At 61.2% G+C, this 15,448-nt stretch carries 17 protein-coding genes; 10 read left to right on the top strand and 7 right to left on the bottom strand.

The annotated features are described in order from the left end of the window. Positions 1-92: 92 nt before the first annotated feature. Positions 93-392, bottom strand: coding sequence for a PsiF family protein (locus tag PSH87_RS02965; RefSeq protein ID WP_017737505.1), 300 nt, complete (start codon positions 390-392; stop codon positions 93-95). Between the two features lie 71 nt (positions 393-463). Continuing rightward, a complete protein-coding gene (locus PSH87_RS02960) occupies positions 464-1,252 on the bottom strand; it encodes a helix-turn-helix transcriptional regulator (protein WP_305432441.1) in 789 nt (262 codons plus the stop codon). A 97-nt stretch (positions 1,253-1,349) separates the two neighbouring features. Between PSH87_RS02960 and PSH87_RS02955 the strand changes: the two genes are divergently transcribed. Further along, positions 1,350-2,225, top strand: coding sequence for a DMT family transporter (locus PSH87_RS02955; protein WP_305432440.1), 876 nt, complete (start codon positions 1,350-1,352; stop codon positions 2,223-2,225). A gap of 96 nt (positions 2,226-2,321) precedes the next feature. Here PSH87_RS02955 and PSH87_RS02950 read toward each other — a convergent pair whose 3' ends face one another. After that, positions 2,322-3,212 (bottom strand): triacylglycerol lipase, encoded by an 891-nt coding sequence (locus PSH87_RS02950; protein ID WP_305432438.1) that lies wholly within the window; start codon positions 3,210-3,212, stop codon positions 2,322-2,324. A gap of 168 nt (positions 3,213-3,380) precedes the next feature. Between PSH87_RS02950 and PSH87_RS02945 the strand changes: the two genes are divergently transcribed. Next, positions 3,381-3,911, top strand: a complete 531-nt coding sequence (locus PSH87_RS02945) for a bacterioferritin (protein WP_305432436.1) — start codon at positions 3,381-3,383, stop codon at positions 3,909-3,911. A gap of 226 nt (positions 3,912-4,137) precedes the next feature. Next, positions 4,138-4,848, top strand: a complete 711-nt coding sequence (locus tag PSH87_RS02940; protein ID WP_017737500.1) for a hypothetical protein — start codon at positions 4,138-4,140, stop codon at positions 4,846-4,848. On the opposite strand, the gene PSH87_RS02935 is transcribed toward PSH87_RS02940, so the two are convergent. After that, positions 4,845-6,914, bottom strand: a complete 2,070-nt coding sequence (locus PSH87_RS02935; RefSeq protein ID WP_305432432.1) for an AsmA family protein — start codon at positions 6,912-6,914, stop codon at positions 4,845-4,847. The genes PSH87_RS02940 and PSH87_RS02935 overlap by 4 nt on opposite strands. A gap of 359 nt (positions 6,915-7,273) precedes the next feature. Here PSH87_RS02935 and PSH87_RS02930 point away from each other — a divergent pair, with 359 nt between their 5' ends. Both PSH87_RS02930 and PSH87_RS02925 read left to right on the top strand, forming a co-directional pair. Continuing rightward, complete coding sequence (locus PSH87_RS02930) at positions 7,274-7,684, top strand: hypothetical protein (RefSeq protein ID WP_017737498.1); 411 nt, start codon at positions 7,274-7,276, stop codon at positions 7,682-7,684. Between the two features lie 150 nt (positions 7,685-7,834). Next, the gene (locus PSH87_RS02925; protein ID WP_017737497.1) at positions 7,835-8,467 is read left to right on the top strand and encodes a TetR family transcriptional regulator; all 633 of its coding nucleotides are present in this window, start codon (positions 7,835-7,837) and stop codon (positions 8,465-8,467) included. Positions 8,468-8,472: 5 nt separating this feature from the next. Here PSH87_RS02925 and PSH87_RS02920 read toward each other — a convergent pair whose 3' ends face one another. After that, positions 8,473-8,958 (bottom strand): C40 family peptidase, encoded by a 486-nt coding sequence (locus PSH87_RS02920; RefSeq protein ID WP_017737496.1) that lies wholly within the window; start codon positions 8,956-8,958, stop codon positions 8,473-8,475. Between the two features lie 278 nt (positions 8,959-9,236). On the opposite strand from PSH87_RS02920, the gene ureE reads away from it, so the two are divergent. The 5 genes from ureE (at position 9,237) to PSH87_RS02895 (ending at position 12,913) form a co-directional block, all read left to right on the top strand. Next, positions 9,237-9,737: an urease accessory protein UreE gene (gene ureE / locus PSH87_RS02915; RefSeq protein ID WP_017737495.1), complete on the top strand. Its 501-nt coding sequence runs from the start codon at positions 9,237-9,239 to the stop codon at positions 9,735-9,737. Next, on the top strand, positions 9,734-10,408 hold the full coding sequence (locus tag PSH87_RS02910) for an urease accessory protein UreF (RefSeq protein ID WP_305432430.1): 675 nt from the start codon (positions 9,734-9,736) through the stop codon (positions 10,406-10,408). The genes ureE and PSH87_RS02910 overlap by 4 nt, the downstream gene beginning before the upstream one ends. Before the next feature lie 12 nt (positions 10,409-10,420). Continuing rightward, a complete protein-coding gene (ureG, locus tag PSH87_RS02905; protein ID WP_305432428.1) occupies positions 10,421-11,035 on the top strand; it encodes an urease accessory protein UreG in 615 nt (204 codons plus the stop codon). Between the two features lie 22 nt (positions 11,036-11,057). Continuing rightward, complete coding sequence (locus PSH87_RS02900) at positions 11,058-11,630, top strand: HupE/UreJ family protein (protein WP_017737492.1); 573 nt, start codon at positions 11,058-11,060, stop codon at positions 11,628-11,630. Between the two features lie 173 nt (positions 11,631-11,803). Next, positions 11,804-12,913 (top strand): AGE family epimerase/isomerase, encoded by a 1,110-nt coding sequence (locus PSH87_RS02895; RefSeq protein ID WP_017737491.1) that lies wholly within the window; start codon positions 11,804-11,806, stop codon positions 12,911-12,913. 109 nt (positions 12,914-13,022) lie between these two features. Here the strand turns inward: PSH87_RS02895 and PSH87_RS02890 are convergent, their stop codons facing one another. Both PSH87_RS02890 and PSH87_RS02885 read right to left on the bottom strand, forming a co-directional pair. Continuing rightward, positions 13,023-13,928: a cation diffusion facilitator family transporter gene (locus PSH87_RS02890; protein ID WP_305432425.1), complete on the bottom strand. Its 906-nt coding sequence runs from the start codon at positions 13,926-13,928 to the stop codon at positions 13,023-13,025. Between the two features lie 185 nt (positions 13,929-14,113). Next, positions 14,114-14,878, bottom strand: coding sequence for an SDR family oxidoreductase (locus tag PSH87_RS02885; RefSeq protein WP_017737489.1), 765 nt, complete (start codon positions 14,876-14,878; stop codon positions 14,114-14,116). Positions 14,879-15,448: the final 570 nt, after the last annotated feature.

The raw sequence follows: 15,448 nt of genomic DNA, 5'->3' as shown, positions 1-15,448 counted from the left end.
TTGAGGGAATCAAGCGAGTGGGTAGGTTGTGAATGCGATCAAGTGTGGGAGCTGGCTCCCACATTTGATCTTCATTGGCTGTGAGATCGTGATCAGCCTTTGAGGCAAGTGCTCATGAAGGTCTTGCGCGCATCGCCGGCCAGCGCCTTGGTCTTCGCCGTCGCATTGCAGTCTTTCATCTTCTGCTGCTGCGGCGTCAGGGTCTTGGCGTCATTGGCCGCCGGGGCCGACAGGCAGGTTTTCATGAACGCCTTGCGATCGTCGCCCTTGAGCGTCTTGGTAGTGGCTTCGGCATTGCAGGTGGTCATCTTGTTTTGCTGGGCAGTGGCGGCAAAGCCCTGGGAACACAGCAGCAGGCCCATCATCAACAACGGAATTCGCAGCATCTTCATGGAGTTTTCTCCCTGTTACCGTGCCGAGGGGCACAGCCTATGCAGCAGTGTAGTCAAAGCCTGTTACATCTTCACCGACTTCGGATATTCGACCGCCGGTACTGCTCAGGCGTGCAACCAGCGTGGCGCTGGAACATCGCAATAAAGGCCGAGGCGGTGCTGTAGCCGAGGTCGAACGCCACATGTTGCACGCTGTGTTCACTATCGAGGGCTTCGATGGCCGCCAGGTAGCGCAGGCGCTGGCGCCATTCACCAAAGCTCATGCCCAGCTCGCGCACAAACTGGCGCGCCAGGGTGCGTTCGCTTACGTGGACTTGCGCCGCCCAGTGGGCCAGCGGGCGATTGTCGCCGGGATCGGCCTGCATGCCTTCCAGCACACCGAGCAGGCCGGGGTGACGGGCGTAGGGCAGGAAGCACTCGTGGATCGGCGCCTGCCTGAGCTGGTCCACCAGCACCTGGGCCAGACGGATATCGGCTTCGCTCTCGGGGACACTCACGTCGCGTTGGGCGAAGTCGCTGAGGATCGCCTTGAGGATGGCGCTGATCGCCAGGGTGCACGGCTGCTGCGGCAGTTGCGCACACAGCTGCGGGGCCAGGCCCACCGAGTGGTAGACGATGGCCTCGGCGTTGTAGGAGCTGTGCTCGGTGTGCGGCGGCACCCACACCGCGTACTGCGGCGGCGACATAAAGCGGTTGCCGGCCACTTCCATGCGCATCACGCCGCTGGCGGAGTAATCCAGCGAACCCCAGCCGTGCTGGTGCGGGGTGCACTCGGTGTCGGGGGCAAAATCGGAGTAGCGGAAGTAGACCGGGCTGGGCAGGCTGGCAAAATCCGCGAGGCGTACGGTGTGTCTGGCCATATTGTCCGGATACAAAGGTCGTTTGTCTGGATCGCAGTATAGGCTTCGATCCAGACAAGGGATAATCCCGGCTCATCAACACACCTGGTTTCTTTCGATGCAATACGCGTATCCCCTGCTGGCCATCTTCATCTGGGCCGGCAACACCGTGGTCAACAAACTGGCCGTAGGCACGATCTTCCCGGCGGAGATCGGCTTTTACCGCTGGCTGCTGGCGGCGCTGCTGTTTACGCCGTTCATGCTCAAGCCGGTGCTCGCCAACTGGGCGCTGATCCGCCCGAACCTGGGCAAGATCGTCATTCTTGGCGTGCTGGGCATGGCGGTGTACCAGAGCCTGGCGTACTACGCCGCGTCGCTGACCACGGCGACCAACATGGGCATCATCCTGTCGCTGATGCCGTTGATGGCGCTGACGGCGGCGATCATCAGCCTCGGCCAGCGCCTGACCTACGGCGCCCTCACCGGTGCCGTGCTGTCATTCGCCGGCGTGGTGGTGGTGGTGTCGTCCGGCAGCCTGGGCGCGTTGCTGCAACATGGGGTCAACCTGGGCGACGCGATGATGCTGGTGGCCACCCTGGCTTATGCGGTCTACAGCACCCTGCTGAAAAAATGGCAGCTGCGCCTGCCGCCGTTGGTGTTGCTGTATTTGCAGGTGCTGGTGGCGGTGGCGGTGTTGTTTCCGCTGTTTCTGTTCTCGCAGAAAGCCGGCCTTGGCTGGGCGAATATTCCGCTGGTGATGTATGCGTGCGTGCTGGCTTCGATGCTCGCGCCGTTGGCGTGGATGCATTCGGTGAAGACCCTGGGGCCGAGCCGGACCACGCTGTTTTTCAACCTGCTGCCGTTGATTACGGCGCTGATTGCGGCGGTGGTGTTGAAGGAAGAGTTGGCGCTGTATCACCTGGTGGGTGGCTTGCTGACGTTGGGCGGAGTGATTTTGTCGGAGCGTTGGACCACGCCGGTGCGGGCAGCCTGAGCCGACGCTATCGCAGGCAAGCCAGCTCCCACAGTTGAAATGCATTCCCCTGTGGGAGCTGGCTTGCCTGCGATGAACGATAACGCGGTCTACCTGCTACACCCCTGCGGCCTTCAGCCTCTGCGCATGCTCGACAAACAACCGGATCGGCTCCGCCCCCTTCCCCACCAGCCCCATGGACTGGTTGACGATATCAAAGTGATCCAGGGGAAAGTCATCCCCAATCACCACCCCCAGGTGTGAGCTGTAACGCCCGACCATGCCATCACACTGGCCCTTCTCGCGCACAAAGCTGCGGGCGAACAGGCGACAGCTGCGGTTTGTGCCGTCGAACAGGTTGCGACCCCGGTCGGTGATGCCCGGCTGCAAGGTGCCGGACCACGAGTAGTAACGCACGCCATTGACCTCTGCGGCCCCCTGCCCGCCCCAGGTGTCGGGCAAGCCTTGGGGATACTGGCGATTGAACAGCGCCACCCCGACACTGGTCAGCGAATGGTGGGACGCCTGCAAGTCCGCCTTGAAACGCGGTCCGCGATAGCCGGTTTCCAGCACGCCCATCACCCACGCGACCAGATGGAACAGCGCACTCATGAGCCGCCCCTTCACGCCGTCGATGGGGTAATGGAGGTGGATATGGTCCGCCAGTTCCGAACCATGATTGGGTCCGGCCACCGACGTCACCGACGCCACCCACTCCGGGCGCTTGGCCGCTGCATAACGTGCGGTCAGCGAACCCTGGCTGTGGCCGATCAGGTTGACCTTGTCGGCGCCGGTCTCCTCACGAATCTGCTGGATCTGCGCCAGCAACTGCTCGCCGCGCACCTCGCTGGCATCCAGCGGCGCGACCTGCACGGCAAACACCTGCGCCCCGCCCGCGCGCAACGCCGGGACGATGCCGTACCAGTACGGGAACCACACCAAACGCACAAACCCGAGCATGCCGGGCACCAACACCAGGGGGTAACGCGTGGCTAACGACTGCGGCATGGGGCGAACGTCCTTGATCAGGAAAGGATGACGAGAGGTTAGCCGAGCCCCACGACGAGGTTGTGACATAAATCCAATAAAACTTTTTACGGAGGCCAACACTCACAACGTTGAGCGATCACGCCAGCAGAGCGTGGCGCAAAACCGGATTAGCCCCAGGAGATCGAGATGACTGAAGCTCAACTGACCGACGTTGCCACCCTGCGCAGCCGCGCCCGCAAGAACGTCGAAAACGGCGCGGTGACCGAAGGCTATGACGCCGACCGCACAGAAATCATCCGCTTGCTCAACGAGTCGCTGGCCACTGAACTGGTGTGCGTGCTGCGCTACAAGCGTCACTACTTCATGGCCAGCGGCCTCAAGGCATCCGTCGCGGCTGACGAGTTCCTGGAGCATGCCACCCAAGAGGCCGAGCACGCCGACAAACTCGCCGAGCGCATCGTGCAGCTGGGCGGCGAGCCGGAGTTCAACCCCGACCTGCTGTCGAAGAACTCCCACGCGCAGTACGTGGCCGGCAAGAACTTGAAGGAAATGGTCTACGAAGACCTGGTGGCGGAGCGGATCGCGGTGGACAGCTATCGCGAGATCATCCAGTACATCGGCGACAAAGACCCGACCACACGCCGGATCTTCGAAGACATCCTGGCCCAGGAAGAAGAACACGCCGACGACATGGCGGACATTCTGCAAGGCCTCTAAGCAACAACGCATAGCAATGTGGGAGCTGGCTTGCCCGCGATAGCGGTGTTTCAGTCGACATCTTCAGTGACTGACTCACCGCTATCGCGGGCAAGCCAGCTCCCACATTTTTGATCGTTCCCACCTGTTAGTGTTGACAGTAGATTCCCCATCGCAAAGGGGGTAATCAGTGATCCCAGCATTCGCCAACAATACCGTTGGCCGAACGAATGTGGGGTAACCGCTCATGAAGAGTATCCGGTTCGTTGCAACGGCCTTGGCCACGCTGCTGATAAGCCACGGTGCCCAGGCCCTGGATGCCAACGAAGAAATCACCCCTAGCAGCGAGGGGTTCAAATACTGGGTCTACGCGGTGACCTGGCAGCCAAGTTTCTGCAAGTTGAAACCCGAAACGACAGGCTGCGATAAACCGCCACAAAAGTTTCTCACACACGGCATATGGCCCTACAACGACAGCATGGGGCAGAAAACCAACCGTCACCCCGCCTCTTGCAACACCGCCCCCAGCTGCCAATCAACCACTGCCTGCGATATCAGCGACGACAAGCTAGAACAGATTGCCAACACCCCCGCCATCGCTCAGCTAGTCACTGTAGCCCCGCAAGGGATGTTCAGATATGAATGGAAAAAACACGGAACCTGCTCAGGCCAAACAGAAAGTGACTATTTCAATGAAATCGTCAGACTCCGCAAATCCGTGATGTACCTCGAGCCCATGTTCAATAAGTGGATCGGCAGCAGCGTGGCGTTCGCCCAGTTGAGGAACGCATTTCCCACCCATGCCTCCTTCCGTTGTTTCGTCCTGAACGGCAAGCAGTACCTGCATGAAGTCTTCTACTCAATCAATCAGGACGGCACCCCCTATAAAGGTAATCCTGCCCTTCAGATTGGTATCCCCTGCGCAAATCAGGAGACGTTCATTCCTGCTGGAGTCTAACCCTTCACCGTTTTCGGGGCTTTGCCTTCTTTCATCTGCTGCAACAACGGCGCGCACTGGTTCGGCACGTCGCCGCTCGGCGCGATCAACGCCAGCAAGCCCGCTGCCGGGCCGACGATCACCCCCAGCGCGACCATGCCCGCACCACGCAGCATCAGCGGTACCGCTTTCACGCCGGCGTTGGGCTTGATGAACGGGCCATTGACGTACAACGGTGAACGCAGGGAGAACAGGCGAAAGCCTTTCGATTCCGGGGTGATGGTCAGGTCCAGTTGCTCGGTGGCCATGTTCGCGGTGCCGTCGATGTAGATGATGGCGTTCTCGGTATCGAACACAAACAGGCGGGTCGTGGCCAGGCCGGTCTTGATGCCGAAGTCGGCGGCCGCGCAGTTGATCTTCACTTCCTTGTCGCCAAACAGGCGACCCACCACGTAGTTGCCGACGTTGAGCCCGGCGATTTCCATCAGGCCACGGCTGATGGCGCCGTCGTTGATCAGCATCTTCAGGTCACCATTGGAGCTGCCCAGCAGCGCCGCCACGGAATTACCGCGCCCGGCAATGTCGGCGTCGCCATTGAGTTCGCCGAAGCTGGTTTTCATCGGTTCGAAGGTCGGGAACAGCTGCTTGAGCTTGAAGTTGCGCGCGGTGAGTTTGGCGCGGCCTTCCATGGGCGTGATGCGGCCGTTCAGACGGATCTGCGCGTCGAGCTTGCCGCCCGCCACGCCGAAGCGCAGGGGTTCGAGGCTCAATTGGCCGTCGTTGAGCACCAGGTGGGTGTAGAGGTCGGTGAAGGGCAGTTCGGCGCTGTGCACGATGCGTTTGCCGGTGAATTCCACGTCGGCGTCCATGTCGCGCCAGCGTTCGGTGCGGAACTCTTCCACCGGCAGCACCTTGGTCGCCGGTTGTTTGCTTTCACCGCCACGGGCCTTTTGCTTGGCGTTGGAGTCGGCGCCGATCAAGGGCGCGAGGTCGGTCATCAGCAGTTGGTTGGACACCAGCGCGCCGCTGAGCTTGGGCCGTGGCTGGCTGGCGACATAGGCGAGGTTGCCATGGATATCGCTGTTGCCGATCTTGCCGTTGAAGTTTTCATAGGTGAATGACGCGCCGCTGGCTTCGTGCAGCTTGGCGATCAGGTGGCCGTCGGTGGCATAGGCCGGCGAGTCCGGCAGGGTCACGCCGGTCAGTGGGTACAGGTTGCCGAGGCTTGAGCCGGCGAGTTTCAGGCGCAGGTCGAGGGCGCCGAGGTTGAGCGGGTCGGTCAGGGTGCCGGCGAGAGCGATACTGGTATCGGCGATCTTGACCTGGGCTTGCAGCGGGAACGGCCTGGCCGCGTCCTGCAGGGCGAGCAGGCCGCCGATCTTGCCGCTGCCGTCGAGTTTCTGTCCGTGGTACTGGCCTTTGACCTTGAGGGCGAAGGCATAGTCTTGCGGCGCCGCGCCTTTTTCCAGGGCTTTCTTGGCATCCGCGTCGCCGACGATTTCGCCGAACGGGATCGGTTTGCCCAGGGGGTCGATGATCACATCGAGCTGGGTCTTGAGGGTTTGGTCGTCGAGGGTCACATGGCCTTTGTCGAAGCCGATGGCACCGATGTCGACCACCCAGTTGGACGGTTCGGCGTTCGGGTCCTTGGGGTCGAACTTGAAGGTCCAGTTGGCGCGGCCGTCGGCGAGGCGCTGCAATTCGGCGCTCGGTTCCGTCAAGTCGATACGCGGGATCACCACGCGCTGTACCAGCAAGGCCAGGGGCGAGATGCGCAGCTCGACCTTTTTCAGGGTGACCATCTGCGGTTTTTTCGACCAGTCGGGGTTGCCCAGGCTCAGGTCCTCGGCAATCACATGGGGCCATGGCACCCAGGCACGCCAACCGCCTTCATCGGGTTCACGCGCCCACACCACCGCCAGGTTGCCGTTGATGGCAAACGGGCGATGCAACTCTTCGGAGACCTTGGCATTGATCTGCGGCTTGATGCGATTCCAGTCGAAGAACGCCAACACCAACACCACCACGGCGATTAATAGAACGAAGCTGGCACAGCTCCAAGCGACGATTTTGCGCGTGCGCGTCATTGCACAGGACTCCTGAATACGACCGGCTGAGTGACAGCCTTTTAAGACAGCTTATAGGACTACGACTGGCAATCCGCGCGGGGGTTTAACCCAATCGCGCATTTGCCGGGAAAAACCCGTTTTTCTGACCACCTCGACAGATTCCCCCTACGACGACGCACCATTGTTACCCGCGCGCGTGTCGAAAATACCCACCCCGGTGCAAAACCGCGGGCTTGAGAGGTGCGAGTTAGAGCCTCCGCCGAGAACAATCAATTCTGTTGATTATTACCATTGTGTTTATGAACTTTTATATCGACTTATCGAGAGTAGCATTAGCCCTGTACCCACTTTATCGCCCTCCCAAGGAGCAACCCATCATGAAACGCCAAGTACTCGCTACCGTCCTGCTGTCCGTCCTGGCTTCCAGCGCTTTTGCCCTGCCAGCCGCCGAACAAGCGACCCCACAGAACAAGGCTCAAGCCGTGCAGTCCAGCCAGACCCTGGCCCGCAGCGGTTCGCAAGAAGAAGAAAACCGCGACTACGCCAAAGGCGCTGTCGCTGAAAACGGCCGCAACCGCCTGGAAGAGAAAGGCCTGGTTGAAGGTGGCGCCGAGCAAGCCAACAAACGCGCTTACACCGAAGGTGTTGCTGAAGGTGGCCGTGATCGCCTGGAACAGAAAGGCCTGGTCGAAGGTGGCGCTGAACAAGCCAACAAACGCGCGTACACCGAAGGTGTTGCTGAAGGCGGCGCTGATCGCCTGAAAGAACTGCACGAAGCCCAGAGCTAAGCCTGTGGTGGCCCATAAAAAAGCCCGATCCGTCGATCGGGCTTTTGCTTTGCTGTAGACCGCGTCACGCCCCACCCCGCGCAAGTTCGACGCCGATGAAGCGGTTTTGCTAGAGTGCGTCGCTGAACTTGCCGACAAAGCCCGCCCACCATGCTGCCCCGCGCCGAACAGAAGCAACAGACCCGCCTCGCCCTGATGGACGCAGCCCGCCATCTGATGGAGTGTGGCCGTGGGTTTGGCAGCCTGAGCCTGCGCGAAGTGGCCAAGACGGCCGGCATCGTGCCCACCGGTTTCTATCGCCACTTTGCCGACATGGATCAGCTTGGGCTGGTGCTGGTCAGCGAGGTCGGCCAGACCTTCCGCGCCACCATTCGCCTGGTGCGCCACAACGAATTCGTGATGGGCGGCATTATCGACGCGTCCGTGCGCATCTTTCTCGATGTGGTGTCGGCCAACCGTTCGCAGTTCCTGTTCCTCGCCCGTGAGCAATACGGCGGCTGCCTGGCCGTACGCCAGGCCATCGGCGCCTTGCGCGAAGACATCACCCGTGACCTCGCGGCCGACCTCACACTGATGCCCAAGCTGCAACACTTGGACGGCGAAGGTTTGCATGTGATGGCCGACCTGATCGTCAAAAGTGTGTTCGCCACCCTGCCCGACATCATCGACCCGCCCGCCCAGGCCCTGCCTGCGCACCTCACGCCTCAGGCGAAAATCACCCAGCAACTGCGCTTTATCTTTATCGGCCTCAAGCATTGGCAGGGGCTGGGCAGCACTGAGTAAGCCGGTCAGCCCGCCGAGTGAAAGCGCTTGGCCGTGGTGTAGTGCTTGTTCCAGTAGCTGTTGCTCAGCGAATCGATACGGATGCTTTTGCCGGTGCGCGGCGAATGGATGAATTTGCCTTCGCCGATGTACAGCCCCACATGACTGACCTGCCCCCGCCCATTGCCCTTGAAGAACACGGCGTCACCCGGCTTCAGCGCATTGCGCGCGATGGTGGCGGCACTTGAACGGTGCATCGCCGCCGTGGTGCGTGGAATCTGGATATTCGCCTCGGTCTTGAACAGGTAGACCAGAAAGCTGCTGCAATCGAACCCTTGCTGCACCGAGGTGCCCCCGAATTTGTAAGGCGTGCCCAGCAGTTCATGGGCGCGGTCTACCACTCCGTTGATGGCCGTCGGGGCGAAGGTGGGATGGGGCTGCAAATTGGCCGAAGCCGAGGAGATGGAGAAAGACAGCCCGATGATGACTAGACAAAAAAATGACTTGAGCATGATAAGCGTCGCGGCAAATTAAACACGGCGCGAATCCTAAATTCTCATCACGAAGCGCCATGAACGGCGAATCTCCAAGCCGCGTAGGATAAATCCTAAAAACGCCCCAACCATGTGCACACAACCCCGTCGAGCACCATTCTGAAGCGGCAAGAAATTTTTCCTACGCCCCATTTGGTGGCGTCATAGCGCCTACCTACGGGCTATTCCTACTCTGCGCAGAGATTGGCAAGGCCCTTGCTCTAGCACCTGCATCGCTCATTGCTGGAAACCTTCTGATGCTGGTGATCCACCGCCGAATCGCCCCCCAAGCCCTCTGGGCTGCCGAGCTGCTGCTGAATTTCGAAGCCCGCAGCAAAAGCCGCCTGCGCTGTTTCAGTGCCGACGGTGAAGATGTCGGCCTGTTCCTGGAACGTGGCCAGCCACCGCTGCACGATGGCGAATTCCTACAGGCCGAAGACGGACGCGTCGTACGCGTCTGCGCACGCCCTGAACAACTGCTGCACGTCACCTGCCCTAGCGCCTTTGAATTGACCCGTGCCGCCTATCACCTGGGCAATCGCCACGTCGCCCTGCAAGTAGGGGATGGCTGGCTGCGCCTGCTCGATGACTACGTGCTCAAGGCCATGCTCGATCAACTGGGCGCCACCACCGAAACCCTCGAAGCGCCGTTCCAGCCGGAACACGGCGCCTATGGCGGTGGCCATCACCATTCGCGCCATGGCGACGAAGACTTCAATTACCCGCCCAAGCTGCACCAGTTCGGCGTGCGTCTATGAACCCAGCCTGGGCGCTGTTGCGTCTGGCCAGTCCGCAATTGCCGATTGGCGGCTACAGCTATTCCCAGGGCCTGGAAATGGCCGTGGAGAACGGCCGCGTCAGTGATGCCACCAGTGCCCGCCGCTGGATCAGCGATCAGTTGTTGCTCAACCTCGCGCGCTTTGAAGCACCGCTGCTGCTCGCCCATTGCCGCGCCGCCGCTGAACAGGATTGGCCGCAGCTGGCCAAGCTGTGTGAAGAGCACCGCGCCAGCCGTGAGACCCGCGAGCTGTACCAAGAGAGCCGGCAGATGGGCTACTCCCTGCAACAGTTGCTCAATGGTTTGCCTGAACTGGACGACGCTGCGCGCAGCTTTCTTGAACAACGCGGCGAACCTCACCTTGCCCTGGGCTGGGCCCTGGCCGCCCGTGCCTGGACCATCAACCCCGCCGACGCCCTTGCCGCCTGGCTGTGGAGCTGGCTGGAAAACCAGTTGGCCGTGCTGATGAAAACCCTGCCCCTGGGCCAGCAAGCCGCCCAGCGCCTGACCAGCGAGCTGCTGCCGTTGCTGCAACAAGCCCAGCAGGACGCCGCGCGGATCGACCCCAACCATTTCGGCAGCGCCGCGTTCGGCCTGTCCCTGGCGTGCATGGCCCATGAGCGCCAGTACAGCCGCCTGTTCCGTTCCTAGGAGAACCACCCCATGAATACACAACCTTTGCGCGTCGGCATCGGCGGCCCAGTGGGCTCCGGCAAGACCGCCCTGACCCTGGCCCTGTGCCTCGCCCTGCGCGACCGCTACAACCTGGCCGTGGTCACCAACGATATCTACACCCGCGAAGACGCCGACTTCCTGGTGCGCAACCAGGCGCTGGCGCCCGAACGCATCATCGGCGTGGAAACCGGCGGCTGCCCGCACACGGCGATCCGCGAAGACGCGTCGATCAACCTTGAAGCGGTGGACCAGCTCAACCGTCGCTTCCCCGGCCTGGACCTGATCCTGGTGGAGTCCGGTGGCGACAACCTCTCGGCGACGTTCAGCCCGGAGCTGTCGGACCTGACCATCTATGTGATCGATGTGTCCGCCGGCGACAAGCTGCCACGCAAGGGCGGGCCGGGCATCTGCAAATCCGACTTGCTGGTGATCAACAAGATCGACCTGGCGCCGCTGGTCGGCGCTTCGCTGGAATTGATGAACAGCGACACCACGCGCATGCGCAACGGCAAGCCCTTTGTGTTCAGCAACCAGAAAACCGGGGTAGGCCTGGAAGAAATCGTCGCCTTTATCGAACGCCAAGGCCTGCTGAACGCCGCCTGATCAACCCATAAGGAACCTGTCCATGAGCCTCAAGAAACTCTTCACCGCCGCCGCGTTGCTGCTGGCCCCGGCCCTCGCGTTTGCCCACCCGGGCCATGGCGATAACGGCTTGATCGCCGGGATCAGCCACCCGCTGGGCGGTATCGACCATTTGCTGGCGATGCTGGCGGTCGGCCTGTGGGCCGCACAACAGAAAGGCGCGGCGCGCTGGGCGTTGCCGTGTACGTTTGTCGGCACCATGTTGATCGGTGGCGTGCTGGGCTTTGAAGGGATGCAATTGCCCGCGATGGAAAGCGGGATTGCCGCGTCAGTGCTGGCGCTGGGCCTGGCGGTGGCGCTGGCGGTGCGGCCGCCGTTGTTCGTGGCGGTCGGTGCGACGGCGTTGTTCGCGTTGTTCCACGGTGTGGCCCATGGGCTGGAGCTGCCGGACATGTCCAGTCCGTGGGCGTATGCGGCCGGTTTTGTCGGCGCGACGGCGGTGTTGCACGCGGCCGGTTATGCGGTGGTGCGTTTCCTGCCAGCGGCGGCGGCGCCGTTGGTGCGGATTGCCGGGGCAGCTTCGGCGGCGACTGGGGTTTGGTTGCTCGCGGGCTGAGCTTTGTTGCATGTGTGCGGGCCTCATCGCAGGCAAGCCAGCTCCCACATTTTGATCTGCGAACCCAATCAAATGTGGGAGCTGGCTTGCCTGCGATAGCGGTCCCACAGACACCACAGAACCCAAGCCTGCTACCATGCGCGCCTACACCCCTGCCGTGACGACGCCAGCCAATGCCCACCGCTCCAAGCTCCACCCTGAACGCCGTGCTCACGCACTTCCACACCCTGATCGTGCCGCTCTGGCAGGGCCCTGGCTGGAATGCCGAGCTGGCGTTGCCCTATGAGGCGCTGGACGCCAATCACCACCCGCTGCCCCCGCAACGCTACCGCGCCATGGCCTGTGCCCGACAGTTGTACCTGTTCGCCAGCCTGATCGGCGAACCCGGCGCGGCGTTTGCCGAAGAGCGCGCAGCGGCGTTGTTCCGTTCCCTGCAACGGCACTTCCACGATGCCGAGCACGGCGGCTGGTTCTACAGCATCGACCCGGCCGGCCAGGCGCTGGACAAGCGCAAGGATCTCTACACCCACGCCTTCATCATTTTCGCCTGCGCCCACTACTGGGCCAAGGTGCGCGAGCCGTTGGTGGAGTCGGTACTCAACGCCGCCCTGGCAGTGGTCGCCGAGCGTTTTGCCACAGGCGACGGCCTGTATGAAGCCGTGCTGGAACGCAACTGGTCGCCCCTCAAGTCCGGCCCGCTGCAAAACCCGCTGATGCACCTGGCCGAAGGCTTCCTGGCCACCCTCGCCGTGCGTGAAGACGCCGACGTACAAACGGCACTGCTGGGCTTGGCGACGGCCATGCAGCAGCGCTTCATCGACCGCCAGCACGGCGTGATGATGGAAAAACCGCTGGGCGCTGTGGATAACTGGTTTGAGCCGGGGCACCAGTTCGAATGGTTCTTTTTGCTGGAATCTTCCGACGTCCTACGCGGCACGCCGTTGCACGCTTCGTTGACGCGGGCCTTTGCCTACGCCGAGCAAAAGGGTGTGGATAAGTCGAGCGGTGCGGTCAGCGGCATGTTGGCGCTGGATGGCAGCGTGCGCGATGGCACCCAGCGCATCTGGGCCCAGGCGGAATACCTGCGGGCGCTGACCTTGCGGCCGGGCAGCGAGGCGGTGTTGCAGCGTCAGTTGCTGGCGCTGCAACAGCATTTTTTGCATGGCAAAGGCTGGAATGAATGCCTGGATGCCCAGGGTGTGGTGAGTCGGTGGGATATGCCGTCGACTACGCCTTATCACTTGGCGACTTGCTATCAGGGGCTGATCCAGCATTTGGGCTGACGTTCAGGGCCCTATCGCAGGCAAGCCAGCTCCCACAGTTTGATTTGTGAATACATTCAAATGTGGGAGCTGGCTTGCCTGCGATAGCCTCACCTCGGCTTAACAGACCTCACGCAATCCACTTGCGATCCCCTGTAAAACTGATGGTCAACCACCGCGCCGCATCCGCTTTGCCCAGCCCTGTGGATATCTCTTCGCGCAGCCCGTCGAGGGTCGCGACGTTATCCACCGGGTAATCCGCCGGCAACACCACATGAATCTCGATAAACCGCGCCCGCCCGTGTTTTTGCACGTAGGACACGTAGTCGTCGAAACCATGTTTGGCCTGGGCCGCGTCCATCACTTCGCGCACCTTGTCGTCCAACTGGTCCGGGGCAATCCCCAGCACCTCGCGCAACGCCGGGCGCAGGATCTTGAACGCCGGCGCCAGCATGCTCAGGGCCAGCAGGATCAGGATCAACGGGTCGACGTACACCGCCCACTCGCCATAGCCCTGGGACTTGAGCAACAGCGCGGAGAGAAAGCTGATCAGCAAGCCGACCGAGAGCATGGCGTCCACCAGCCAGCTGATGTTGTCGAACTGGATCAGCGAGGACTTGAGCGTGCGATTGCGATAACGCACGTAGAAGAAGTAGGCAAATTCGACGACGGTAAACACCGCCGCATAAATGATCACCAGCCCCAACTCGATCTCGCGCCCACCATTGATAATGCCGAACACGCCGTTGAGGAACGCATAGATGGCGATCAGCAACAGGAAGCTGCCTTCGATCAACAGCACCATGGGCTCCAAGTGCCAGTAGCCGAACTGGAAGCGTTCGTTGCTTTTCTTGGCGATCAGCTTGGCCGTGATCAGCATCAACACCTTGATGGCGGTGGCGATCAGCGAGAAAAAGCCGTCGAACAGAATGGATTGGGCGCCGGATATCACACCCGTGACAATCCCGGCGATCGCGACTGCGAACATCAGGATGGTCGATTGTTTGAGCAGTGCCTGCTCACCTCGGTTACTCACATTTCCTCCCGTCAAAACCTTGAAACCGCTGGGTGCGGTGGGGTTCTCAGGAGGGGAGTGTACCTTATGGCCTGTTTTGACCGATTTGCCGCCATCGCGGGCAAGCCCGCTCCCACATTTTGACCGCCTACATCCTTGGTGTGGGAGCTGGCTTGCCTGCGATCGGCGCGGCGCGGTCTGAAGCCTTACTTGGCCCCGCGCTCAATGGCAAACCCAGCCCAGGTCTGACTCACCGGCATCAGTTCCAGGCGGTTGATGTTCACATGCGCCGGGGTGTTCATGACCCAGAAGATCGTATCGGCAATGTCCTGCGGCTGGATCGGCTCGGCGCCGGCATAGGTGGCGTCATAACGCGCCTGGTCGCCGCCAAAGCGCACCAGCGAGAACTCGCTCTCACACAGGCCCGGCTCGATGTTGGTCACCCGTACGCCGGTGCCTTGCAGGTCGCAGCGCAGGTTCAGCGAGAACTGCTTCACGAACGCCTTGGAACCGCCATACACATGACTGCCCGGGTACGGATAGTTACCGGCGATGGAGCCCAGGTTGATGATCCCGGCGCCACGACCGTGGGCGATCAGGCGCGGCAGCAGCAGGCTGGTGGTGGTCAGCAGGCCCTTGATATTGGTATCGACCATGGTTTCCCAATCGTCGAGGCTGCACTTGGGTGCTGGGTCGGTACCGACGGCCAGGCCCGCGTTGTTGATCAGCCCGCGCAGCTTCGCGAACGATGGCGGCAGGTTGGCGATTGCCTCTTCCATGCCCTTGCGGTCACGCACGTCCACCACCAGGCCGTGCACTTCGGTCTGCTTGGAAAGCTCTTCGACCAGCGCATTCAAGCGCTCGGCACGACGACCGGTGAGCACCAGTTTCCAGCCGGCTTCGGCAAAACGACGGGCGCAGGCTTCGCCGAAACCTGAGGTTGCGCCAGTAATAAACAGCGTGTTGGACATGGTGTTCTCCTTGCGGGCATCGGAAAAAAATCAGCCAGCAGAATGCCCGTACGACGCGGTTGCGGCAACCGCTATGCACAGAACTTCATGTACAACTGATCAGTTTTTAACCATACGTCACAAAGCCTTACAGAACGTGGCCTGCAGCCATGTGCGCGCAGGTTATCCACAACTGCGCCCACAGTCTTTGGGGGCAAGTGCAAAATACCCCAGCCCGCTGTATGCGGGGCTTGCAGGCGATTTTAGAAAGTTTTTTGCTTGACCTTGGCGGGGCCGTATGTAGGCCCATCGCCTGGAAGAAAATCACAACGATGGCTCCAGGCCAGTCATTCCGGCCTCTGCGGAGGTCTTTCCAGAGTTTAGTCACAGACTTATCCACAGGCTGAGTGGACATAAATCGGTCATATACCTGTGTCTTTAAACAGGTTGACAAACCCCTTGGCCGGTCGCCAAAAAACCACTGATCAAAAAACGATCAGCCCGCTACAAGCCACGGTTTTAAAGGCCTCCAGCAGAGTACTACCACGTTACCCACAGCCGGTTCCACAGTGGATGGGGACAAGTCAAAAC

Origin of the sequence: Pseudomonas sp. FP453 (assembly GCF_030687495.1) — a bacterium.
GTDB lineage: Bacteria > Pseudomonadota > Gammaproteobacteria > Pseudomonadales > Pseudomonadaceae > Aquipseudomonas.
Note: the sequence above shows the minus strand (reverse complement) of the source record. Positions and strands in the feature narration are given on the sequence as shown.